This window comes from Streptomyces sp. ICBB 8177 (genome assembly GCF_003144095.1).
Lineage (GTDB): Bacteria > Actinomycetota > Actinomycetes > Streptomycetales > Streptomycetaceae > Streptantibioticus_D.
Genome location: NZ_NSKH01000004.1, coordinates 443607 through 464739 on the forward strand (window position 1 = coordinate 443607; position 21133 = coordinate 464739).

Below are 21133 nucleotides of genomic sequence, written 5' to 3' on the forward strand. Positions count from 1 at the left end.
CCAGCCGGCGTAGCCGTCGACGCTCCTGTGCGAGCTCCTGACTGATCCGCTTCCAAGACGGTCTTCGTTTCTCCACGCCCGGAGGCTATCGCCATTTGGGGAGATCACCGGAGGGCTACGGCAGCGGCAGGGTGAACAGCCCCTGCTCGGCCTCGACCAGGATTTCCCGCTCGACGAGCCGCTTGAGCTTGAGGCGGACGTTGTTGATGTTGCTGGGCGCGATCTCCACGTCCATCGCCTCGCACACCGCCCGCGCCTCGCCGGGAACAGGTCCGCGAACTCCGCGTCGGTGAACAACGGCCCCAGCTTGTCCCTCACCCGGATCGCAAAGCCTCCCTTCGGGAACGCGGCCCTGCGTCCCCCTCACAGTCTCCGCCGAAATCTCCCCAGAGCCTTGCGGCTGCATCGACACCCGCACCCACCCCATACGACAACGTCGGCTTTCAAGACCACAACCAGGTCTTGAAAGCCGACGTCACGCACGACCCCGGGTTGGCCAACAACGTCCCCGACGGTGGCGGGGCCGCATGTTTCGCTTGTGGTGCTGGTCAGGCGCCGGGCTGTACGGGGCCGATGCGGGTGCCGAAGTCGACGGACAGCTTTCCGTCGGCCTCCTGGCTGCCGGGGATGGTTCCGCCGCCGGGGGTCTTGAGGGTGAAGACGACCCGGTTGGCCGTGGCGCCTTCGGACGCGTTGGGCACCTGGATGTCGAAGTGGACGGGGTGGCCGGGGCCGAAGGTCACCTTGGTGCCTTGTGAGCCGTAGGGGTTCGCGGTGATGCCCTTGAGGGAGTTGTAGTTGTAGAACTTCACATCGCTGGGCGAACCGGCCAGCTGGCAGGCGCTGGTCTTGGGGGCGGCGGTCAGCGTGACGCGGTAGTGGCGGTGCCCGGAGCTGGCGGTGTCCGGCGTGATCTTCGTCTTGAGATTGGCGGGGCGGCACGAGGACGGCGCGCTGGAGCCGGCCGGATGCGCGGCGGTGGATGCCTGCGCGACACCCGTACCGGCGATTCCCGCCAGTGCAACGCCGGCAACTGCCATGATGAATTTGGTGGACTTACCCATGGTCGACTCTCCGTGTCTAGCTCTCCTGCGTGGGGCCGTGCCCCGAACTCCTGACGCCATGAAGCCTGCCGATTTTCTTCGCCGTGGCCGTCACGGCGACGTAACGCCTTCGCCACAGGGACCGAAGTGCCGCGTTCCACGGGCCGTCACCGCGTTGGTATGGGTCGGCGATTGGCGTCGGCGGGGAGTGCGGAACGCTTACGGGTAGACGAGGAAGAACGGCGCGCGGGCTCCTGGAAGCGGGGAAAGGTCTGGCCGCACTTCGACGCAAGCAGCGCCCTGGAGAAGCCAGTTGCCCCGTCGCCACCCGCCATTCCTCGTAGGCCCCACCCATGTGCGGGATGACGATGCGTGGCTTCGTTCATCTCAAGGAACAGCGACTGTTGACCGGTTCTGGAGGCAATTGCCGACCAGCCGACTCGTGAATGTCGAAGAGAAATGACGGCGCTCGCGAGTGAGTGAGAGGAACGCGGGGCGGCCAGATGCCCGTGAGGGTGGCCCTCAACGCCATCGTGTCGTGGAGCACGATGTACATCGAGGCCGCCGTCACTCAGCTCCGCACCGAAGTCCACGACGTCCGTAACGAGGTCGCGGCCCGGATCTCGCCGCTGAAGCACCGGCACCTGAACCCGCTCGGCCCTTACAGCTTCACCGCCGGCGTGCCGGCCGCCGACGTTCTACGTCCGCTGCGCGACCCGGACGCGCCGGTGTTGGACGAGGACGACGCTGGGAAGGTGGCCACGTCACCTCGGCGGGACGGTCGGGGGCGCCACCTGGCGCGGGCCAGTCTGCTAAGCCCGGGGGGCGATCGAAACCGTGCGGAGCTGCTGGCGTGAGCCGCTCACGTTGGGCGGTCCGCTGTCCGGGCGAGTTCCACGATCTCGTCGACGGGCCTTGCGGTGTGCAGGGCGACGGTCTGCGCGATGAGGTCGGTGAGGTCAGGCCAGGGCATGTTCCCGTGCGCGTTGTAGAGCGCGACCAGGCCGTGCAGGGCGGTCCACAGCAGTAGGCCGGCCTGCCACTCCTGCTCGGGTCCGCGACGGTCCTGGTGTTGATCACGGTCCTGGTGTTCGGGCTGGTCCTGCCGCGCGCCGGCCAGCGAAGCGACGACGGATCCGAGCAGTTCCTCTCCCGCGCCGTGCGAGTTCGTGGGCACCAGCTCTGCGGGCATCCCGCCGCCGAAGAGCGTGCGGTACTGCCCGGGGTGCTCGACTCCCCAGTGCACGTAGGCGGCGCACCGGGCGACCAGGTCGCCCAGGGGTCCCTCGGCACCGTCCGCGGCCGTGCGCATGACCGTCGCGAGTTCGTCGTAGCGCAGCCGCAGCACGTGCTGGACGAGCGCGCCGAGGTCCGGGAAGTGCCCGTAGATGCTCGCGGGGGCGACACCGACCTCGCGAGCAACCTGCCGGAGGGTGAGCGTCTCGGGCCGTTCGAGCGTGGCCAGCAGCCGGGCGGCGGCCTCCACCAGCTCGGCCTTGAGGACCTGCCCCTGCCCCCGTGGGTTCCGTCGGCGTCGGTGGGGGACGGCCTCTTCGCTGCTCACAGGCGTACTCCCAGCGTTCGGCAACAGTCGTTCACTTTACCGCCGGCCGCGCGCTCGCCTCCAACTCCGCGCCCGCCTCCAACTCCCTCGCCCCCAACCCACGGGCCTGCCAACCCTGGCCCCCGACCCCCTGCCTTGACATCGGTTACCAACACTTGTTCACTTACGTAACCAACACTTGTTCAGTTATTCGGGAGGAAGCATGCGCATCGCCGTACTCGGGGCGACCGGCAGGGTCGGCCGCCTCGTCGTCGAACAGGCCCTTCAACGCGGGCACGAGGTCGTCGCGCTGGTCCGTCGACCGGAGGCCCGCCCGGTGTCCGGACGGCCGACCGTCGAGATGCGCCGGGCCGATGTCACCGCCCCCTCCGCGTTCCCGGGTCTGACGGACGTCGACGTGGTGGTCTCCGTGCTCGGTATCCGCAAGGGCGACGGCCCGGGAACGCTCGTCGCCGGCGCGAGGCTCCTCGCCGACGCCCCGGTGCGCACGCTGTGGCTCGGCGCGCTCGGTTCCGGCCCCTCCGTCGGCGCCGGCGGCCGGATCTACCAGTGGGTCATGAAGGCCTTCGTCGGCGAGGAGCTGGCGGAGAAGGCCGCCGCGGACTCGATCGCCCTCGACGGCGGCGCGACCGTCTTCCACGCCCCCGACCTGTGGGCCGGCGGCGTCAGCACGGGGCGCCGCAACGTCCCGCTGGAGGACTACGCGAAGCCCGTCCTGCCGCCGCACGCCTCCCGTGCCACCGTCGCGGCGCTGATGCTCGACGAGGCCGAGCGGCCGACCCGCGCAGCGGGAATCCTCGTCCCGGTGGGACGCGTCTGATGCGCGGGTACGTCGCCGTCGAGGAGGCCATCGCGATCCCGGGCCTGGCGGACCGGCGGCCGCCGTTGCCGATGCCGGACAACATCGAACCGGCCTTCCTCGCGGACATGGCCGCCCGGCTGCCCGACGTCACGCGGTTGCGGCTGCCCGACATGGACGCCAACGGCATCGCCGTACAGGTGCTCTCCCTCACCGTCCCGGGCATCGAAGCGGAAGCCGACCCGGCCCGCGCGGTGGACGACGCCCGGTACGTCAACGACCAGCTCGCCGAGATCGTCGACGCCCACCCTGGCCGGTTCGCCGCCTTCGCGGCGCTCCCGCTCCAGGACCCGGCCGCCGCCGTCACGGAGCTGCGCCGAACCGTCGAACACCTCGGGTTCAAGGGAGCGCTCGTCAACGACCACATTCAGGGCCGGTACCTCGACGACCCCGCGTTCGATCGGGTCTGGGCCGCGCTGAGCGAACTCGGAGTACCGCTGTACCTGCACCCCGGCATGCCGCCCGCGGACCGCTGGCGCGTCCTGGACGCCCACCCCGAGCTGGACGGCGCGTTGTGGAGCTGGCAGGCCACCACCGGTGGGCACGCCATGCGCGTGATCATGTCCGGGGTGTTCGACCGGCATCCGGAGGCGACGATGATCCTCGGGCACGCCGGCGAGTTCCTCCCCTTCCAGCTCTCCCGCTTCGACTCGCGCTACGCGACCCTCACCGTGCCGCACCCGCTGCGGCGCAAGCCGTCCGAGTACTTCGGGACGAACGTGCTCGCCACGACCAGCGGTGTGTTGTCCCCGGCCGCGATCGAAGCGCTCGTGCACGTGCTCGGTGCGGACAGCGTGCTGTTCGCGGTCGACTACCCGTACGAAAGGACAGGTACGGCCGTCGCGGCCCTCGAACGGACCCGCCTCCCGGACGCCGACAAGCAGAAGATCGCCTCCGGCAACGCCCGTCGGCTCCTACGCCTTTGACCGCCCCCACCCCCTGGAGTCAACTGGCGGGCATGCTTCGGTTGTTCCGTCGTCGACTCCTCGAAAGTCAGCTCGTTGCCGCCGGACACCTCACCGGATGACGCCTCGTCAAACCAGGAAAACTCGATGGAATGATCCGTGTGGCTGAGGGCACTGGCCGTGGTGGAGGTGGATGACAATGGGTCCCTTGCTTTTGGTTCTGCTGCTCGCTCTGATCCTCTTCGGTGCGGGCTTCGCCCTGAAGGTCCTGTGGTGGGTCGCGGTCGCCGTGCTGGTCATCTGGCTGCTGGGCTTCCTGGTCCGCACCGGTGAAGGCGCCGGCCGAAGCCGCTGGTATCGATGGTGACCTGACACCAGAGGCACGACATGGCCGGGGCGGCACCCTGTGCGGGTGCCGCCCCGGCCATGTCCGCTGCTTCTGCGGCGAATTACCACGCCTGGCCTCGGGTAGGCGAATTCGCGGCGGGGCGGGCCGAATCCCGCAGGGACTCGCCTCCAACGCCCGCCCCGCCACCCTGCCGGACGCGTATTGCCCTGCCGCCGCGCAGGGTGAGCCCGGTCAGCAGTTGGTGGGCCAAGCCGATCTCGTCATCGGCTACACCACCGGCTACAGGGGTGGCGGCTCGATAGCGCTGGCCCGGCTCCTCGGCTCATCGACCTCCCCTGAAGGGCATTACCTCCACCCGTTCCGGCCTACGACAGACAGCTGCCTCCGGCGAGCCTGCGATGTTCCGCCACCTGTCGCGGTTCGCCATGAACCGGCCTGGGACCCGCACGCTCGTCGTCTGGGGACGTGAACCCGCACAGGTTGTGCGCAGGCCTGTTGGCCTGCGCCGCCTTCTCGTGTCGTCACACCCCGCACGACGTTGTCCGGTACGACGGAACGGCGGCCTCACAGGTCCGCGGCGGTGAGGCGCTGCTCGATTCCGTCGAGGCGGTCCATCACGACCTTCAGGGCCTGTGCCGTGGTTGCGTGGGTGGTCCCGGCCGTGGCGGAGGACTGCTGCGCGTGGGCGAATCCGGCGGTCACCGAGATGACGGCGGCCTTCAGGGCGTCGCTGGTCAGGCCGGCCTCTCGCAGCACAGCTCCCACGCCGCTGCCCGTACTCGCGTGGGCGATCCCGATCAGCAGGTGTTCGCAGCCCAGGTAGTTGTGCCCGAGGGCGATCGAGGCCTGGAGGGCTGCGCCGATGGCGGCGCGCGCGGGAAGGGTCAGGCCGGTCCACCGGGAGGGCTCGCCGGAGTTCTCCCGGTCAGGGGCGGTGGGGTGGGCCTCGTCCCGCTCCGCCACCGCCACGGCGGTGCGCAAATCGTCGGCGCCGGCCTGGAGGCCGGGAAGCAGCCGGACCGCGAGGTTGGCGGGTGTGTCGAGGATCCCGATGAGCAGGTGGCCGCTGTCGACATACCCCGCGTCTGACGCCGCGGACCGGGCGCGGTCGAGAGCCTCGCGGAGTTTGTCCGTCATCCGGCCAGTGACGCGCTCGGCGAAAGCAGGGTGCGCGTCGGGGTCGAAATCCGGGTTGCCGAGGGCGACCGCGGCCTTGCGGGCGGTGCTGATCGAAGCGACCGCAGCCCGCAGGGCCTTCTGGCAGATGGCCGAAACGGGAACGTCGGCCGCCTTGACGGCGGCCGCCAGATCGTCGGGCAGATACACGTTGATCTTTGGCATGCTCAGGCACCTCAATATCTGCGTCGCGCGACGGGTTCGGCCGCCCGTACACCGACGGCACGTGGAGCGACGAACCGCATATCGTCCACTGAGACGACCAGGCCGCCGCCCCAACGCCTGCGTGAACGGGGTAGCCGCCTGATAGCCGATCAGCGTGGCGTTCGCAGTCCGGTACGTCGCCGCAGTTACGTCTGGTCGGCATGGGGCAAACGCCCGTACTTCAGCGCGTCCGCAGTCCCGATGGCCGGGCTGTAAGTCGACGGCGGCTGCGCGCGCACCAAGAGCATGGCGATCGTCACGTGCAGGTCCTTCAGCCGGGTCTCGCCGCCGCCGACCGAGGCGAACGCCTGATCGGCGCCAGTCCAGGAGCAAACCTCCAACAGCGCTCCGGTAGGCCGACGCGAGGGAGCATTGCCCCCACGGCCCCACGCCGCTGACCGCCCTGGCCAGTCAGTTTCTGATCGCGCACCCGAAGGCTGATCAGCGCGGTGACGTCGAAGGCGGCAGCCTCGTAGATCATGGCGTGCCGAAACGCGGCGTCCGGGCCGGCGGCGGGTGCGAAGTAGACGGGCTCTGCCGCGGCCACCCGACCGACCCGCCCAGCTGCTGAGCCGTGGGCATCAGCCCGGACACAGAACCGGCCGCGGAGCCGTGCACCCCCGCCGGCACCAGAGCGAAGACCGAGGCGGTGAACGAGCCGCACGTGGCGCCGCCGAGAGCCAGGACCGGCAACGCCGCCCAGCGTCCGGCCGCCGTGCCGATGAGCGGCGCGAGAGCCAGGGCCGCCGTCCCGCCGACACCAGCGCCGAGACCGTGAGCATGGCCGAGCGGGCCGGCGTGGGTGCGCCACGGCTGCCCAGCACGGCCGCGGCCGCGAAGGGAGCCGACGTGACGTCGAGCAACCACACGAATGTCGCGCTCAGCACGACCGGCAGTACGAGCCGCCCGCCGCCACCGTCCGCGAGCCGTCCGCGCTCAGGAACGGGGAATGCTTCACGGGCCGATGCCGGCTCACGAGGTGAGGGCCGCGGCGAGCTCGCCCGGCCGGGCTGCGAACGGGCTGTGGCTGCCGGGCAGGGTATGCACAGTGAACGGGTTGGCGGGGAAGGCCCGGTCGGCTTCCGCGATCATCAGGTCCTGCGCGGCCGGCGCCAGCGCCCGGTCCTCGGCGCACCGCAGGAACGTTCGTGGAACTCCTCCCCACCGTTCCGCCGTCAGGTTGACCGGAGTCGTCGGGAGCGCCAGGGGCAGATCAGGGCTCAGCGCGGACCGCCACCGGTCAAAGCGGTCCCGGGGGGTGTCGTGGTAGTGGGTTTCCCACAGTTCGTCGAGGTAGGCGGGATCCGGCGAGAGCGGGTTGATCCGTACGGCGCCCAGGGACTCGGGGTCGCCGAGGCTCAGGTTCTGGCCCAGCGCGGTGGCGTTCTCGGGTGAGCCCAGATAGTCGAAGAACCGCGGGCGCCCGCCCGGGACGAACGCGGACAGGTAGACGACCCGGTCCACCAACTCGGGCGCCCGCTCCGTGGCCAGAGACGCTGGACCGCCGCCCGCGCTGTGCGCGACGAGCACGACAGTGCCATAGCGACGCACCTGGCGCAGGACGCTCAGTACTGCCTCGGCGCAGTCGTCCATGGTCAGGAGGGCGAGCTGTGACTTCTCGGTCAGCAGGCCCGGCTGGCCCGGCAGCAGGTATCCGGTGGGCAGGGGTGCATCGAAGCCGTGCCCCGGCATGTCGACGGCCACGCTCGCAGCGCCCAGTCCGGCCAACGCACGCTGCGTCGCCGCCCACTGTCCGGAGCTGTGCCAGGCGCCGTGCACGAAAACGAAGACGGTGTCGGTCAGAGATACATTCCTCATGGCCCCATTGCACACAGGAACCACAACGCCATCCATTCATAGATCTGGTAAGTGGCATGGCAATATCTTTGAGGTATTGCCGCCGGGCGACGGGATGGGGGCGGGTCATGGAAGCGCGACACCTGCGGTACGCGGTCGCTCTCGCCGAGCACGAACACTTCGGCCGGGCTGCCGGCGAACTGGGCATCGCGCAGCCGCCGTTGTCCAAACAGATCGCGGACCTGGAGCGCGAGGTCGGGGCCCGGCTGTTCGACCGTACACGTCAGGGGGTGTTCCCGACCGCCGCCGGCGAGGCGTTCCTCGCGCGGGCACGCCGGGCGCTCGACGAGATCGCGGCGGCCAAGGCCGACGCGGGACGCGCCGCGCGTGGCGAGACGGGACGGCTGCGCCTCGGCTTCGTCGCCTCCGCGCTGCTCGACCCGCTGCCCGGCGTCCTGACCCGGTTCGGCCGGGAACGGCCCGACGTGAGACTGGAACTGCACGAGATGGCGACCAGCCGCAGCAGCCCGGCTCTCGTCGCCGGGGAGCTGGACGTGGCCGTCACCCTTGGGCCGCCACGGGGTGCCGGAGCCGAGCATCTCGTGTCCGTCCCGATCGGACGCGACCACGTGATCGCTGTGGTGAGTACGGTGCACCCGTACGCGGGTCAACCCTCGGTAAACGCCGACCAGTTGCAGCGACAGCCGCTGATCGTGTCGGCCGGCGAGGACGAGCCCGCTGTAGCCGCCGGGCTGCGCGCCCTGCTGGGCACGGACTCCTCGGCTCTCGATGGCGCGACCGTCGCGAGGGACGTGCACACGATCATCGGCCTCGCCGCTTCCGGCGTGGGCGTCGGCCTGGGGCCGTCCCGCATGAGGGCGGTCCCGCGTCCCGGCGTGCGGTTTTGCGAAGTGACCCCGAGGACGCCCCTGCCCGATCTTGTCCTGTCCTTCGCGGCCCGCGACCACTCCCCGGTGCTGCGCGCCTTCCTCGACACCATCCACAGGACCTGCCCCGTAGTCCGTGCCGCACTCAACGACCGGCTCCGGCCCCACACTTGATTGAGGCCGGTCATGCCTACGCGCGCGTGTCCGGCCTACCGGCACGAGTCGCCGAACCGGTGGAACGCGGCCTGGCGGGTGACGCCGGGCAGGTCCCCGATCTCCTGCCGGGTGTGTCCGGCATCCCGCGACTGATGCACGGTCAGTTTCAGGACCCACTCCGCCAAGCGGTGGGTGGCGTCGGCGAGTTGCCCCAGGCCTCGCCACCGGATCGTCCCCCACCGTCGCCCGTTTCCCCTTCCTCCTCGCCACGGCCGTCAACCGGCCGGCGTGATGCCCTGGCCCACCGGGCTCGCCAGGTCAGCCTGTTGGACACGCGAGGGTGGTCCTCATGCGGGCTTGGCGCCGGTGATGAGGCGTTCGGTGCGGAACAGGGCGGTCACAAGGCGCCAGGCGATCGTGTCGATGAGCAGCAGGACGGCGCCGATGGTTACGGCGACGGTGGTGGTGGGTTTGATGACGTCGAAGCCCACCAGCGCTGTTATCGCGAGCGGCGGGAGGCTGGCGAGCGAGCTGAGTTGCTGCGCGACGCGGACGTCGCCGGCGCGGGTGGAGACGGCGATGGCGGCCCAGATGGACCAGAGTGCCAGCAGCGGCGTGAACAGGAACTGGGCGACGATCCTGGGGGTTTCGAAGATGTCGTGCGCCACGTTCGGGTGTGCGAAGAGCCCGACCGCGGCGAGGAAGACACCGTACATCGTGTACGCGACCCCGAGTGCCGGCAGGAAGACCGCCAACGCTTTGCCGAGCAGGAGTTCGGCCGGGCGGATCGGGGTGGTCAACACGGGCTCCAGGGTGCCCTGCTCGCGCTCGCCGACCACCGCGTAGGAGGCGACCACCGCCGGCACCAGCGCGGGGATCAGCATCAGTTCCAACGTCGCGACGCCGACCAGGGTGTCGAGTTTGGACGCCGGGGCGTTCGCCGGGAGTTTGAAGACGGTGATCACCGGCTCGATCATGAACAGCAGTGGCATCACCGCCATGGTGGTGGCGATGAGGCGATTGCGCCGCAGGTCGTTCAGTTCCTTGCGCACCAGGGCCCGGACCCTGCTCCAGCTGAGGCGGCCCCTGGTCCGGTCGCTGGGCGGCAGCGGTGTCTGGCTCGTCATCGTGCCTGCGCCTCCACGTCCTCGTCGATGAGTTGCAGATAGACGTCCTGAAGTGAGTGGCGTGACGGTTTCAACGCGAGCAGGTCAGCGCCCTCGGTGACCACGGCGCGGGCCACGGCGGGGGCCGCCAGGTCCGGGTCGGTGATGGTCAGCACGTAGTTGGCACAGTCCTCCGGGCCGTGCCCCGGGCTCCAGCCGTCGACTCCCGGCAGACCCGTGAAGACGCGGTCGGGCTCGGTGAGCGCCGCTCGGGTGGTGACCTCGAGGGTCTTGGCGAACAGTCGCTCGCGCAGTTCGTCGGGGCGTCCGATGGTGCGCAGCGTGGTGTTCAGGATGCCGACGCGGTCGCACAGGGCCTCGGCCTCGGCAAGGCGATGCGTGGTGAGGAAGATGGTGACACCGCGGTTGCGCAGCCTGTCGATCAGCTGGTGGACGTCCCGGGCGGCCAGCGGGTCCAAGCCGGAGGTCGGCTCGTCCAGGAACAGGATGCGGGGGTCGCTCAACAGGGCTCGGGCAAGCCCGACCCGCTGGCGCAGGCCCTTCGAGAGCGAACGGCACAGGTCGTCGGCGCGATCGAGCAGGTTGACGGCCCGCAAGCAGCGCTCGATGCGGGTTCGCCGGTCGTCGAGTCCGTACAGGCCGGCGAAGAAGTCCAGGTTCTCGGCGACGCTGAGGCGCAGATACAGGCCGGGCGATTCGGGCATGACAGCGATCCGCCGGCGGATCTCGCCGCTGTTGGCGGGGCTCAGGGCCAAGCCGGCGACCGTCGCAGACCCGGAGGTCGGGAACAGCAGGGTCCCGAGGGTCCTGACAGTCGTGCTCTTCCCGGCCCCGTTCGGCCCGAGGAAGCCGAACACCTCCCCGTAGTCGACCGAGAAGGTCACGTCGGCGAACGCGGTACGTCCGCCGAAGCGCTTGGTCAGCCCGTCGACGACGATGGCCGCCCCGGAGGGCGGGGCCTGGTTGCGCGTATCAGCGCTCTCTCGTTCCACTCTTTAAGTGATATCACTTTGATGTCTGGTAGGCCAGGCCCCTGCAGGAACGGGACGTGTCCGCCGCGCAGTAGCACTGCGGGAGTGCGGCGCGGTCGGCCGCGCCGAGGTCCGATCGGGCCGGCGGGCTTGCCCTGCGTGCGGGCGGACAATTCCCACAGACGGCTACGTCCCGGTTCCGCCGGGACGTAGCCTCTCGACGCATGGGAAAACGAACTCGTCGAGGAACAGGCCGAAGGTCATCGCCGCGGCACTCACTGACCGGGTCACAGTGAGTGGCGCCATCCGCTTCACGAAAGCAGCCACGGCCGCTGGGGTTCGCCCCCTGATCGAAGCGGATCTGGCCGTTGCGCCGGTCACCGCCCGTACCCGCCTGGCACGGGCCGCCGCGCTGGGCCCGCATCCCGTTGCGCGGTGGACAGCATGTGGTGGAGGCGCGGTGGCGGGGGACGGTGCCGGCCCGGTCGGCGGCCGTAGAACTGGCGGCTGACCTTCAAGTCCTCGACACTCAATGTCACCAGGTTCCACTGCTGGTTCACGGATCGCCCCCTTGCGTCAGCAGGAGATCGATGTCCGGCCGTGACGCCACCGCCAGGACAGGGCAGATGTTGCCTGATGCGGCACTGAAACTCCCAGGAACAGGCGGTTTTGAGAGCTTCAGGTCCGGGTTGTGGCGCGGTCGATGACGGTCATCTTCTCTTCGAGGGTGGCGGTGACTTCGAGGACGTCACCTCGGATCCCGGCGGCGTCGAGAGCGTCGCGGACGGTTTGGGGTGAGGTGTCGGCGAGGCGTACGCGGCGGCCGGTGAGGGTGACTGGCAGGCCGGCGGTGTCGAGGGCGGCGAAGGCCGCGGCCCAGTCGTCGGTGTCGACTTCGCAGGCGGTGGTGTCGGCGATGATGTCGCGTTCGGTGCCGGAGGCGACTGCCTCGCCGTGGGACATCAGGACGAGTCGGTCGCACTGCTGGGCTTCTTGCATGTAGTGGGTGGTGACCAGGACGCCCGAGCCCTTTTCGGCCTGTTCGTGGACGGTGTCCCACAGGCGGGCGCGGCCGAGGGGTTCGACGCCGGAGGTGGGTTCGTCAAGGACGAGGAGTTCGGGCTGGTGGGCCAGGGCGATGGTGAAGGCGAGCTGGCGTTGCAGGCCGAGTCCGATCTCGGAGACGAGGCGGTGTTCGACGGCGGTGAGTGCCGGGTCGAGGGCGGGTGGCTGGGAGGCGAAGGCGGCCGAAGCGAAGGCAATGTTCTCGGCGACGGTGAGGGTTTCCCACAGGCCGAGGCCCTGAGGGACGTAGCCGAGGCGCTGTCTGGTCGTGCGGTCCGGGGCCCGGCCGAAGGCGAGCACGTGGCCCTCGGTGGGGACGACCAGACCGAGCAGAGTGCGGATGAGGGTGGTCTTTCCGGCTCCGTTGGCACCGAGAAGGCCGACGATCTCACCCGGTTCCACGTGCATGGTGACGTTGTTGACGGCGGTGAAGTCGCCGAAGCGTTTGGTGACGGCGTCGGCGCCGATCAGGATGTCCGGGGTGGCGGGGGCGTTCATGTCAGGACTCCTGCTGCTGGTCGGCGAGAGTGAGAGCGATGACTGCGTCCTCCATGTCGGCGGGGATCGGCTGCTCACCGGGGCGGGGCGGGCCGGGGTGCCAGGAGCGGGTCTGGCGGCCGCGTCGCCAGGACAGTTCGGGCTCGCCCGAGGGGGCGGTGCCGGTGGTCAGGGTGCCGGGGGTGTGGGTGAGGATGTCCTGCGGTGGGCCGAAGGCCAGGGCGTGGCCGCGGTCCAGCACCAGGCAGTTGGAGGAACGTTCGGCTTCGTCGAGGTAGCTGGTCGCCATGACGACGGCGGTGCCGGCGGCGGCGGCGCGGGAGATCAGGCGCCACAGGTCGACGCGGCTGACCGGGTCGACGCCGGTGCTCGGCTCGTCCAGGACGAGGAGTTCCGGGTCGTGGAAGATGGCCATGCAGAAGGCGAGTTTCTGCCGCATGCCGCCGGACAGAGCGCCTGCGAGCCGGTCGGTGGCACGGTCCAGACCCGCGGTCCCGAGCAGCGCGGTGCGCCGCTCCTCGAGGGCGGTGCCGGTGATGTGGTGGGCGGCCGCGACGAAGGCGATGTTCTCGTCGACGGTGAGTTCCCGCCAGACGCCGGACGCGCCGGTCGGCATGAATCCGCAGGCGGTGGCCTCGGGTGCGATCACCCGCCCGGACTGAGGGCGGATCCGGCCCACGAGAGTGCGTAGCAAAGTGGTCTTGCCTGCGCCGTCGCCACCGACGACTGCGGCGACCTGACCGGGAACCGCTGTGAGTGTGATGTCGTTCAGAGCGGTGGTGTCGCCGAATGCGACGGTGACGTGGTCCGTCCCCCACGGGGCGGGGCCGGCGCCTGAGACGTCGCGGGGGAAGCTCATCGCGCGCTCCCGGTCGCGGCGGGGGCGCGGGTGGCCTTGGGAGCTGACGGGGCCAGGTCGCGGCGGAAGCGCAGAACGGCCGCCGTGAACACCAGGCCAGCCATGCCGGCCAGGACACCGAGCGGCAGGGCGAGGGAGGAGAGGGGCGCGTCGCGGAGCATGACACCGTTGGAGATCATGTTGAAGTACGTGAGCGGGAAAAGGTAACCGATCCAGCGCACTCCGGCGGCCATCGCCGCGAGTGGGAAGATCATCCCGGAAAGCAGAATCTGGGGCATCATCGTCATCAGCGCCATCTGCATGGCCTGCCCCTGGTTCTGGGACACGGACGAGATCAGTACGCCGATCCCGAGCACGGTGAACAGGAAGAGGGCGGCCCCGAGCGCGAGGACGGCCAGGTTCCCGGCGAACGGTACGCCGAAGAGCAAGCAGCCGAGCACGGTCACCAGGATCATGTCGAAGGCGGCGAGCACGAAGTAAGGGGCGATCTTTCCGACGATCACGTCGGACGCCTTGAACGGCATCACCGCCAGCTGTTCGAGCGTGCCGGCCTGACGCTCCCTCACCAGGCCGATTGCGGTGATGATCGTGCCGATGAACGCCATGATCATGCCGACCAGCGCGGGCACCATCACCCATGAGGTCTTCATCCCCGGATTGAACAGCACTTGAGGCTTGAGCTGCCCGCCGGTGGCAGCGGCGGCCGCTGCGGCGGACTGCGCGGAGAACAGGTTCGAGCCGTCCACCAGCACCGTGGCGGGACCGGCGGCATCCGTGGTGACCACGACCGCACCGGCGTCCTGGGCGCGCAGGGCTTCCTTGCCGTCCTGAGAGGTACCCGAGGGGTCGACCTTCTTCACAACGAAGGGCGCTTTGAGCCGAGCGGCGACCTGTTCGGCCTTCGGGCCGACGACCTGCGTGGGCACATCGTCGACCTTGAAGTTGGCGGCGTAGCCGAACACGACCAGCAGGACCAGCGGCAAGGCGATGATCATCACCATGGTCCGGCGGTCGCGACGCAGTTCGAGGAACTCTTTGAGGATCATCGCCCACACAGGGGCCACCGCCTTCTTCGTGCGCCCAGCCACCAGGGCAGGGACGTGCCGGTCTGGCCTGCCTCGGGCTCGTTCGGCCTGAGGCGCCGTCAGCGTAGAAACGGTGGTCCTGGCATTGCAACCGGCGTTTAATTTATTAGTGTCACGGTGTGAACGAGCACACCCCTGCCTCCGCAACCCCGCCATCCGGACGACGACCCGGCCGTCCCACAGGGCGCCGCTCCGGAGACCGCACGACCCGCGACCGCATCCTCACAGCGGCCCGGCAGCAGTTCGCCCAGGGCTCCTACGCCGGCACCACCATTCGCGCCGTCGCAGCGGAGGCCCAGGTCAATCCCGCACTGGTGATCCACTACTTCGGCAGCAAGCGAGACCTCTTCGCAGAGACCCTGCGCCTCCCCCTGCACCTGCGCGACCAGGTCGCCGCCCTCGTACGCGCCGATCCCGAGACCGCGGGGGAGCACGTGGTCCGCCTCTTCCTCGGCACATGGAACAACCCCACCACCCGTGCACCACTGGCCGCGATGATGCGCTCCGTCTTCTCCGACGAAGAAGCCGCCGAGGCCCTGGGGCAGTTCCTTTCCGTGCACATGATCGGGCCGGTCGTGGCCGCGTCCGGCCGCGACCGGCCCGACCTGCGCGTCACCCTGATCGCAGGCCATCTGGTCGGGCTGGCCATCGGCAGGCACGTCCTGGGCGTCACCCCCCTGGCCTCCGCGGCCCTCGAAGACCTGATCGCCTGCGTGGCCCCGGTCGTGCAGCACTACCTCACCGGAGACCTCCCCAGCCCGGCGCCCGGCCGTCGCAGCCGATGACGAGCGCGATGCCGTCGGCTGGCAGTGACCGAGGAAGACGACCGAGGGAGACGATGCCCTGCGCCGGGGAAGGAGCCCGGGCATCGTGGTGTCGGTGAACCTGCCGGGGTGGGCCCTCAGCAGGCGCGGGTGGGCTTCCAGGTGGTCCGAGCCACAGCAGGCATTCCTGTCTGCCCTCATTACCGGCGCCGCCGCCGGAGCCGGTGGCCTGCGGGTGCGGGTGGCGGACTCACGCCAGGCGAAGCGACCAGCGTGAGCGCGGTGAGCAGGTAGACCAGCCACGTCCCGGCGGCGGGCGAGGCGTCGAAGCCGTGGCCGTCGTAGGGGGCGTCGACCCAGCCCCGTCAGGCCAGGCAGAGCGCGGAGACGCCGAGGGCGGCGTAGCCCAGGCGGCGGACCTCGGGCGGGTGTGCGGAGTGAGCGTGCCAGGCCAACCAGGCCGGCTATCAGGGTGGTGACGGAGCCGACGACCTGGGAGACGCCGGCCGGCTCAGGCTGTGGTGCGACTGCCCTCATGCCCACCGCCAGGGCAGGCCCCGGCGTGCTGCGGCGGCGGCGATCGTCGCTACCTCGGGCTGACGGTGTTTCAAAACAGTGACATTTCCGGGGCAACGCCTCCTGGACGCCGACTGTCTCCCCTGTGTGAAAGCCGCCGGGCATGTGAGGCCCTGACCAGCCTCCGTCGGCCCGGGGGGCCGTGGAGACCACAGGAAGAGGAAATCCATGAGCGTGCGTATCGGCCGTACGGCATTGCGGGGAATGGCCGTCGGAACGGTGGCAGTGACCGCGGTCGGCCTGACAGCGGCAGGGGCCTGGGCGAAGTCCGACATCTCATTCACCGCCGGCCCGCACACCGTGCGCCTGGGTGCCTCGGTCCGGCTGGTCGGCAACGGTGGGGACGACGACTCCACCTACAACCGCTTCTGTGTGCAGGAACGCTCCGGCAAGGGAGCGTGGGTCACGTTGCGCTGCTCGCACGGCGCCTACTACGGCGGCGGGAGCCTGAACTTCACGGTGCGCCCGGCGCACCGGGGCCGGTTGCAGTTCCGCGGGATCCTGACCGAGGCGTCCTCGCCGATGTCCCGGCACGTCTCGATACACCAGGCCTCGCCCACGACGACCGTTCAGGTCCGCTGATCCCCAACACGCCGCGCAGAGCCCTTCGTTGAAGAGCCGAGGCGCCCCTGGGGCCGGCCCGTTCGTCGACCGCCCCGGGGAAGTGGTTGGATCTGCCGGACTGCCCACCGGCCCTCCGACGAACGCGAAGCGCTTGAAGCGGGCCAGTACCGGCTCGCGAACAGACTGGTCCACCCGAGGCGGGCCCGACCCCGTCAGATCCAGACCTCAGGGCCGCCACCACGCCAGTCGACCACCGGATCCGTCGGATCCACATCAATGAGTCCCGCACGCCGGGCGAACTCGATCACGTCCGCCAGGTCGTACGCCACCCCAAGGACTTCGTTGCGGACCCGCACACGGCGGCCGCCGGACCGCGACGGCGGCTCGACGACCAGGCGGAGCGGCAGGGGATCGGACACGACTCCAGCATCCCGACATCGGACGCCGGGTGCACGGCGGCGGCGCCCGTCCGGGTGGACGGGAGCCACTCCAGGACCGGGCCTGCATGTCGCACGTTCGCGCACCCGTTGCATCGGCGGCTCTCGGCGCCTGGAAGCGTTCACCGTGCTTCACGGCGAGAGTTGCACGAGCGGTGTAGAGCTGCGGAGGCCGTGCGCCGCGGCCGGCCCCGTGTGTAGCCGGGCGCGATGACCCCGGCGTCTTGAACCGAACGCCATCTGGGCCCGAGTTGCCGCCCTCAGTCGACGGAGAGGGCGATGATGTCGTGGACCGTGAGGCCACCGTCCCGGTGCTTGGGGAATTACTCGGCCCCGCTCCTAGGACTCCACCGCGACGGTCGTCTCGACGGCGCCGGGCACCGCACCCGCAGAGCCCCCGCATCAGCCGCGTCGATGAAGCGAATCCTCCGCGGTCCCCGCGTTCTTTGCCGCTCCGGTGGTTGCGGCGGTCTCGCCCGGGCCGTGCGCGCGGAGTGTGGAGTGATTCCCCTGCCGCCGGGGCGCCCGTGCCGCAGTGCACTGACAAGGGCTGGTGCAGGAGGACCCGAGCACGGGACATCGCTGGTGTGCCTACCTTCGACGGGCGCGAAGTACGAGGGCACGGACACTGCGCCTCGGCAGGATGCGCCGGTGTGCCCCGGCTGTCCGACGCAGCTGGCGCAGTCGCTGAGGTCTTCCAGCGCAGCCAAGCCGTAGGGTCCGGCGAACTGCCTGTTCAGGCACGCGCGCACGGCCAAGCCGCCAACGGCACCCAGCCCGCCTCGTGATCGCCCGGCGATCGCCAGTACGTCGGAGTCAGCGAACCGCTGCTCATGCGGATCTCCCAGGCGCCCCAACGGTGCCGCGCGCAGGGCTGAGCCCTTCGACAGCGAGGTGGAAGAGGCGGCCGGCCTGGGTGTCGGGGTCCTCGTGATGCTCGGTGGCCAGGGCGATGCCGACAGCGAGGGTCAGCAGGTCGTGGAGGGTGACATGCGGTGCGACCGCCTTGTCGCGAATGGCTCGCTGCAGCAGGGGGTTTCCGGCCGCCTCGATTCTTTTGCCACAGGAGTGGTGGGGAGGGTTCTGGACCACGCCGGTGACGAACACATAGTCGCCCTGCTCGTTGACGGGCTCCGCTATGAAGCCAGCCGATGTCCCGTTCCGCCGAGCCCTGATAAGTACTCAGGCCAGACGCCTTGAGACGTCGCCAGCAGATGATCCCGCAGCCAAGCGTCAGGAGGGCTTGGGCGGTGTCTGCCCGGATCCAACGGTGGCGCGGGCAACGGAACCAGTGGAGCACGGCGGAGGTGACTTGCACACGCCCCAGCGCTTCTTGCCCAGTCCGCTGCCGTGTTCAGTGCCGCATCGGGCGATGAACGGGCGGGTACTCAGCTCGCGGACCGGTTGATTTCATCTGTCAGATGACCTTCTTCTCCTCGGTGACCATCACGGCCACCGAGGCCATGTCGATGAAGCGGGGTTCGTCGGGGTTGGCCAGCGGTCCGGTAGTTCTCGGAGGCGAAGAAGGCGTCGTGGTCCGCCCAGGCCTCGAACCAGATCTCCAGGCCGTCGTAGGCCCGGGGCGGGTAGTTCTCAGCGGGCACCGGGTGGGACACCGTGTACTTGCGCACGTAGCGCTGCGCCTCAGGGATGGAGGTGAACAGTGGGGCGTGCCGATCGCGGTGGTGTTCGACGAAGCGCTCGTACGACATTCCCTCGACGCGGTTTGCCGGTGTCGGCGTGTACGCAGAAGGAAGGGGTGGGGCGGCTTCCCCGAAGCCGTCCCACCCCTGTCCTCTCATCCCCTGTGCCCGGCCGGGGGTCTGCTCACGGGCGCAGGGTGTCCTTGGCCTTTTCCTTCGTGGCGCGTGCGTCGCCCTTGGCCTGCTCGGCTTCGCCCTCGGCCCGCAGGGACTCGTTGCCGACCGTCTTGCCCGCGGTCTTCTTCACCGCGCTGGACGTCTGCTCGGCCTTCGCCTTGGCCTTCTGCTCGGCACTCATATTTTCGCGCCTCCCTTGAAAGGTCAGTTCGTGCTGACCCGACGCCTCACCAGCGAACGGCTCGTCAAACCACGAAAACCCGAAGGAATGATCGCTCGAGGCAGGGGCACCGGTCGTGGTGGAGGTGGATGAACAATGGGTCCCTTGCTTCTCGTTCTGTTGCTCGCTCTGATTCTCTTCGGTGCGGGTTTCGCGTTGAAGGTTCTGTGGTGGGTGGCGGTCGCGGTGCTGGTCATCTGGCTGCTGGGCTTCCTGGTCCGCACCGGTGAAGGTGCAGGCCGTAGTCGCTGGTACCGATGGTGACCTGACACCGGATCCCGCAACCAGCCGGGGCGCCGCCCGAAACGGGGCGGCGCCCCGGCCGTCTGTGTGGGTGTTTCGGTGGTGAGTACAGCGATACGGGGGTAGGGGAATTCTTGGCGGGGCGGGCCGAATCCCCGTGAGGGACTCGCACCTCCAATGGCCCGCCCCGTCACCTCGTCCCTTTCCGTCGCGGGCCGGGGGCCTGGCAGGCTGTCCGTTTGGATGACAGCACGGCCAGAGCGCGAGTCACCCACCACAGACGCGGGGACGTTCTCGTGCTTTGTGTCGAGGGTGAGATCGACATCGACTCGTGCGCAGAACTTCAGGAGGCGCTGCGGTCCGTGACCGGCACCGGGCGGACCACGGTGGTCGACCTGTCCGGCGTCACCTTCGCCGACTCCACGGCCTTGGCCCTCCAGCTGGACGCGCGCCGCCGCCACAAGGAAGCCGGGCAGCAGCTCCATCTCCTCGACTCACTGTCCCGCCAGATGCGGCGCCTCCTGGACGCCGCCAGCACCCTGACTGTTTTCCCGCTCCTCCCGCTGACGTCGGAGATGGAGCGAGTCGGACAGACACACCACCACCGCGGCTCCCGTCGATGTGACCCTGCCTGCTGGGGCCTCCTTGTTCGTTCTGCCGGGCTGTGCGACGGTGGAGGAACGAGAGAGCCTGTCCGGTGCCCCGCTGTGGGCACTGTTTCACAGACGGTGGACGTTGCCCCCGACACGGGCATTCACCGCCTGCCTGTGCCATCCGGCATTGCGCCGACTGGTGGCACTGGGCTCGTGTCCCCCGTGAGAGGGGGCCGCCCGCATGTACATCACCACGAGGATCGACGGCGCGACCGCCGCGATCACCCCGCACGGCGAGATCGACCACGACGCCCTGCCCGGGTTGCTCGAGGCCGCTCGGGCGCTGCCCGCGACGGTCACCAGCGTCACGTGGGATCTGTACCACGTGCCGTTCATGGACGCCGCCGGCCTGCACCTGCTCTCCCGCCCCCAGTCTGACGGCCCCACACCGCGCTTCGTCGGCCTGCGCCCCCAGCCGCAACGCCTGATCCGCCAAGCCGCCCGCCTGTTCCCCGCAGCACCATGGGCATGCGCCACGGCAGGCTGAAGACGGCGAGCCGGCGGTGCCGACGGGCCATAGCAGGCACGACCGAGCGCCGGATCGAATGGGTGCCCGTCCCTCGGCGAGGCCTCGCGGTGGCGGTGTGCCTGGTGAGGCGCAGCGTGGAACCGAATGTGTCCTCCAGGGCTTCCGCATCGTGAAATGCGGTGGTGTGATGAGCTTCACTGCTCCGTGAGGAAAGCCGTGTGAGGACCCCGGTAGAGGGCAGATGTCCGCAAGACCGGATCTGCGCTGGAAGGAGGAGGGGTACCTCGTGAGCGCTACCGGGAAGGCACCGGGCGGACCTGTGCGCATGGGTGCTGAAAGTGTCCCCACGAGTGCGGGCGAGGCCCGTCGTCAAGTGCAAGGAGCGCTGGACGGCTACGGAAGGCGGACAGGGCGCGTCGTGAGCACCGAGGTGGGTTACGACGTCGCGCTGGCCGTCTCCGAGCTGGTCACCAACGCCCTGCGGCACGGCGCCGGGCTGCGTGGCTTTCACGCCGCCGTCACCGGCGATCTCCTGCACGTCGAGGTCGCCGACCACAACACTGCCGAGCCTCACACCGCTGTGGGGGGAGATGCGCTGTCCGGGGCCGGGGCCGGGGGACTGGGCTGGCCCATCGTGCAATCCGTCGCCGAACACCTCAGCATCACCCCGAACACCGCAGGAAAGACGATCAGCGCCACCTTCCGCCTGCGCTTCGACTGACGGCCCCTACTGGCCCTCGCTCACCATCGGCCCCCACTCACCACCGACCGTTCGTCCGGCTGCGGCCGACGCCGCCCCGCCCCGAACGCGCCCGAAAGCCTTCCGCCGGGTCGGACCGTGC

22 protein-coding genes and 5 pseudogenes are annotated in these 21133 nt (G+C 69.8%); 11 read left to right on the plus strand and 16 right to left on the minus strand.

From position 1 onward, the window contains the following. Positions 1-115: 115 nt before the first annotated feature. From CK485_RS30025 to CK485_RS07595, 3 genes and pseudogenes are all read right to left on the minus strand, one after another. Positions 116-247: a hypothetical protein gene (locus CK485_RS30025; RefSeq protein WP_275124591.1), complete on the minus strand. Its 132-nt coding sequence runs from the start codon at positions 245-247 to the stop codon at positions 116-118. Further along, a pseudogene (locus CK485_RS07590) lies at positions 241-412 on the minus strand (IS5/IS1182 family transposase); the annotation flags it as partial. The gene CK485_RS30025 and the pseudogene CK485_RS07590, both read right to left, overlap by 7 nt. 136 nt (positions 413-548) lie before the next feature. Beyond that, a complete protein-coding gene (locus CK485_RS07595; protein ID WP_241968202.1) occupies positions 549-1040 on the minus strand; it encodes a DUF4232 domain-containing protein in 492 nt (163 codons plus the stop codon). Positions 1041-1558: 518 nt separating this feature from the next. On the opposite strand from CK485_RS07595, the pseudogene CK485_RS07600 reads away from it, so the two are divergent. Beyond that, positions 1559-1795, plus strand: a pseudogene (locus CK485_RS07600) (Tn3 family transposase); the annotation flags it as partial. Positions 1796-1905: 110 nt separating this feature from the next. Here the strand turns inward: CK485_RS07600 and CK485_RS07605 are convergent. Next, positions 1906-2607, minus strand: a complete 702-nt coding sequence (locus tag CK485_RS07605) for a TetR/AcrR family transcriptional regulator (RefSeq protein ID WP_241968203.1) — start codon at positions 2605-2607, stop codon at positions 1906-1908. 202 nt (positions 2608-2809) lie between these two features. On the opposite strand from CK485_RS07605, the gene CK485_RS07610 reads away from it, so the two are divergent. The 3 genes from CK485_RS07610 (at position 2810) to CK485_RS07620 (ending at position 4738) form a co-directional block, all read left to right on the plus strand. Continuing rightward, positions 2810-3427, plus strand: a complete 618-nt coding sequence (locus tag CK485_RS07610) for an NAD(P)H-binding protein (RefSeq protein ID WP_109448299.1) — start codon at positions 2810-2812, stop codon at positions 3425-3427. Further along, a complete protein-coding gene (locus tag CK485_RS07615; protein ID WP_109448301.1) occupies positions 3427-4392 on the plus strand; it encodes an amidohydrolase family protein in 966 nt (321 codons plus the stop codon). Before CK485_RS07610 ends, CK485_RS07615 begins: the two co-directional genes overlap by 1 nt. A 178-nt stretch (positions 4393-4570) precedes the next feature. After that, the gene (locus tag CK485_RS07620) at positions 4571-4738 is read left to right on the plus strand and encodes a hydrophobic protein (protein WP_109448303.1); all 168 of its coding nucleotides are present in this window, start codon (positions 4571-4573) and stop codon (positions 4736-4738) included. A 546-nt stretch (positions 4739-5284) separates the two neighbouring features. Here the strand turns inward: CK485_RS07620 and CK485_RS07625 are convergent. From CK485_RS07625 to CK485_RS07640, 3 genes and pseudogenes are all read right to left on the minus strand, one after another. Beyond that, complete coding sequence (locus CK485_RS07625; RefSeq protein ID WP_109448305.1) at positions 5285-6061, minus strand: Clp protease N-terminal domain-containing protein; 777 nt, start codon at positions 6059-6061, stop codon at positions 5285-5287. 31 nt (positions 6062-6092) lie between these two features. Continuing rightward, positions 6093-6491, minus strand: a pseudogene (locus CK485_RS30150) (Tn3 family transposase); the annotation flags it as partial. 581 nt (positions 6492-7072) lie between these two features. Beyond that, positions 7073-7918, minus strand: coding sequence for an alpha/beta fold hydrolase (locus CK485_RS07640; protein WP_109448307.1), 846 nt, complete (start codon positions 7916-7918; stop codon positions 7073-7075). A gap of 107 nt (positions 7919-8025) precedes the next feature. On the opposite strand from CK485_RS07640, the gene CK485_RS07645 reads away from it, so the two are divergent. Continuing rightward, positions 8026-8958 (plus strand): LysR family transcriptional regulator, encoded by a 933-nt coding sequence (locus CK485_RS07645; protein WP_109448309.1) that lies wholly within the window; start codon positions 8026-8028, stop codon positions 8956-8958. Between the two features lie 329 nt (positions 8959-9287). Here CK485_RS07645 and CK485_RS07655 read toward each other — a convergent pair whose 3' ends face one another. From CK485_RS07655 to CK485_RS07675, 5 genes are all read right to left on the minus strand, one after another. Then, positions 9288-10067, minus strand: coding sequence for an ABC transporter permease (locus CK485_RS07655; protein WP_109448311.1), 780 nt, complete (start codon positions 10065-10067; stop codon positions 9288-9290). Next, positions 10064-11059 (minus strand): ABC transporter ATP-binding protein, encoded by a 996-nt coding sequence (locus tag CK485_RS07660; RefSeq protein WP_109448313.1) that lies wholly within the window; start codon positions 11057-11059, stop codon positions 10064-10066. Before CK485_RS07660 ends, CK485_RS07655 begins: the two co-directional genes overlap by 4 nt. Before the next feature lie 657 nt (positions 11060-11716). Further along, positions 11717-12601, minus strand: a complete 885-nt coding sequence (locus CK485_RS07665) for an ABC transporter ATP-binding protein (RefSeq protein ID WP_109448315.1) — start codon at positions 12599-12601, stop codon at positions 11717-11719. 1 nt (position 12602) lies between these two features. Continuing rightward, positions 12603-13460: an ABC transporter ATP-binding protein gene (locus CK485_RS07670; protein ID WP_109448317.1), complete on the minus strand. Its 858-nt coding sequence runs from the start codon at positions 13458-13460 to the stop codon at positions 12603-12605. Next, a complete protein-coding gene (locus CK485_RS07675; protein ID WP_206749851.1) occupies positions 13457-14548 on the minus strand; it encodes an ABC transporter permease in 1092 nt (363 codons plus the stop codon). The genes CK485_RS07670 and CK485_RS07675 overlap by 4 nt, the downstream gene beginning before the upstream one ends. Positions 14549-14664: 116 nt before the next feature. On the opposite strand from CK485_RS07675, the gene CK485_RS07680 reads away from it, so the two are divergent. Next, positions 14665-15330, plus strand: coding sequence for a TetR family transcriptional regulator (locus CK485_RS07680; RefSeq protein WP_109448321.1), 666 nt, complete (start codon positions 14665-14667; stop codon positions 15328-15330). 723 nt (positions 15331-16053) lie between these two features. Next, on the plus strand, positions 16054-16467 hold the full coding sequence (locus CK485_RS07685; protein WP_146214500.1) for a hypothetical protein: 414 nt from the start codon (positions 16054-16056) through the stop codon (positions 16465-16467). Between the two features lie 194 nt (positions 16468-16661). Here the strand turns inward: CK485_RS07685 and CK485_RS07690 are convergent, their stop codons facing one another. The 4 genes and pseudogenes from CK485_RS07690 to CK485_RS07705 all read right to left on the minus strand — a co-directional run bounded on the left by CK485_RS07690 (position 16662) and on the right by CK485_RS07705 (position 18887). Next, the gene (locus CK485_RS07690) at positions 16662-16868 is read right to left on the minus strand and encodes a hypothetical protein (RefSeq protein WP_109448325.1); all 207 of its coding nucleotides are present in this window, start codon (positions 16866-16868) and stop codon (positions 16662-16664) included. 849 nt (positions 16869-17717) lie between these two features. Beyond that, positions 17718-17957, minus strand: a pseudogene (locus tag CK485_RS07695) (TetR/AcrR family transcriptional regulator); the annotation flags it as partial. Between the two features lie 317 nt (positions 17958-18274). Beyond that, positions 18275-18598 carry an EthD domain-containing protein gene (locus CK485_RS07700; RefSeq protein ID WP_241968204.1) on the minus strand — a complete coding sequence of 108 codons (324 nt, stop codon included), beginning with the start codon at positions 18596-18598 and terminating at the stop codon, positions 18275-18277. Between the two features lie 115 nt (positions 18599-18713). After that, positions 18714-18887: a CsbD family protein gene (locus CK485_RS07705; protein WP_109448327.1), complete on the minus strand. Its 174-nt coding sequence runs from the start codon at positions 18885-18887 to the stop codon at positions 18714-18716. Positions 18888-19022: 135 nt separating this feature from the next. Here CK485_RS07705 and CK485_RS07710 point away from each other — a divergent pair, with 135 nt between their 5' ends. The 4 genes and pseudogenes from CK485_RS07710 to CK485_RS28715 all read left to right on the plus strand — a co-directional run bounded on the left by CK485_RS07710 (position 19023) and on the right by CK485_RS28715 (position 21012). Further along, positions 19023-19190, plus strand: coding sequence for a hydrophobic protein (locus CK485_RS07710; protein WP_109448303.1), 168 nt, complete (start codon positions 19023-19025; stop codon positions 19188-19190). Positions 19191-19408: 218 nt separating this feature from the next. After that, positions 19409-19711: pseudogene (locus tag CK485_RS30030) on the plus strand (STAS domain-containing protein); the annotation flags it as partial. Positions 19712-20003: 292 nt separating this feature from the next. Next, positions 20004-20309, plus strand: a complete 306-nt coding sequence (locus CK485_RS07720; protein ID WP_109448329.1) for an STAS domain-containing protein — start codon at positions 20004-20006, stop codon at positions 20307-20309. Positions 20310-20616: 307 nt separating this feature from the next. Beyond that, positions 20617-21012, plus strand: coding sequence for an ATP-binding protein (locus tag CK485_RS28715; RefSeq protein ID WP_342673469.1), 396 nt, complete (start codon positions 20617-20619; stop codon positions 21010-21012). Positions 21013-21133 lie beyond the last annotated feature (121 nt).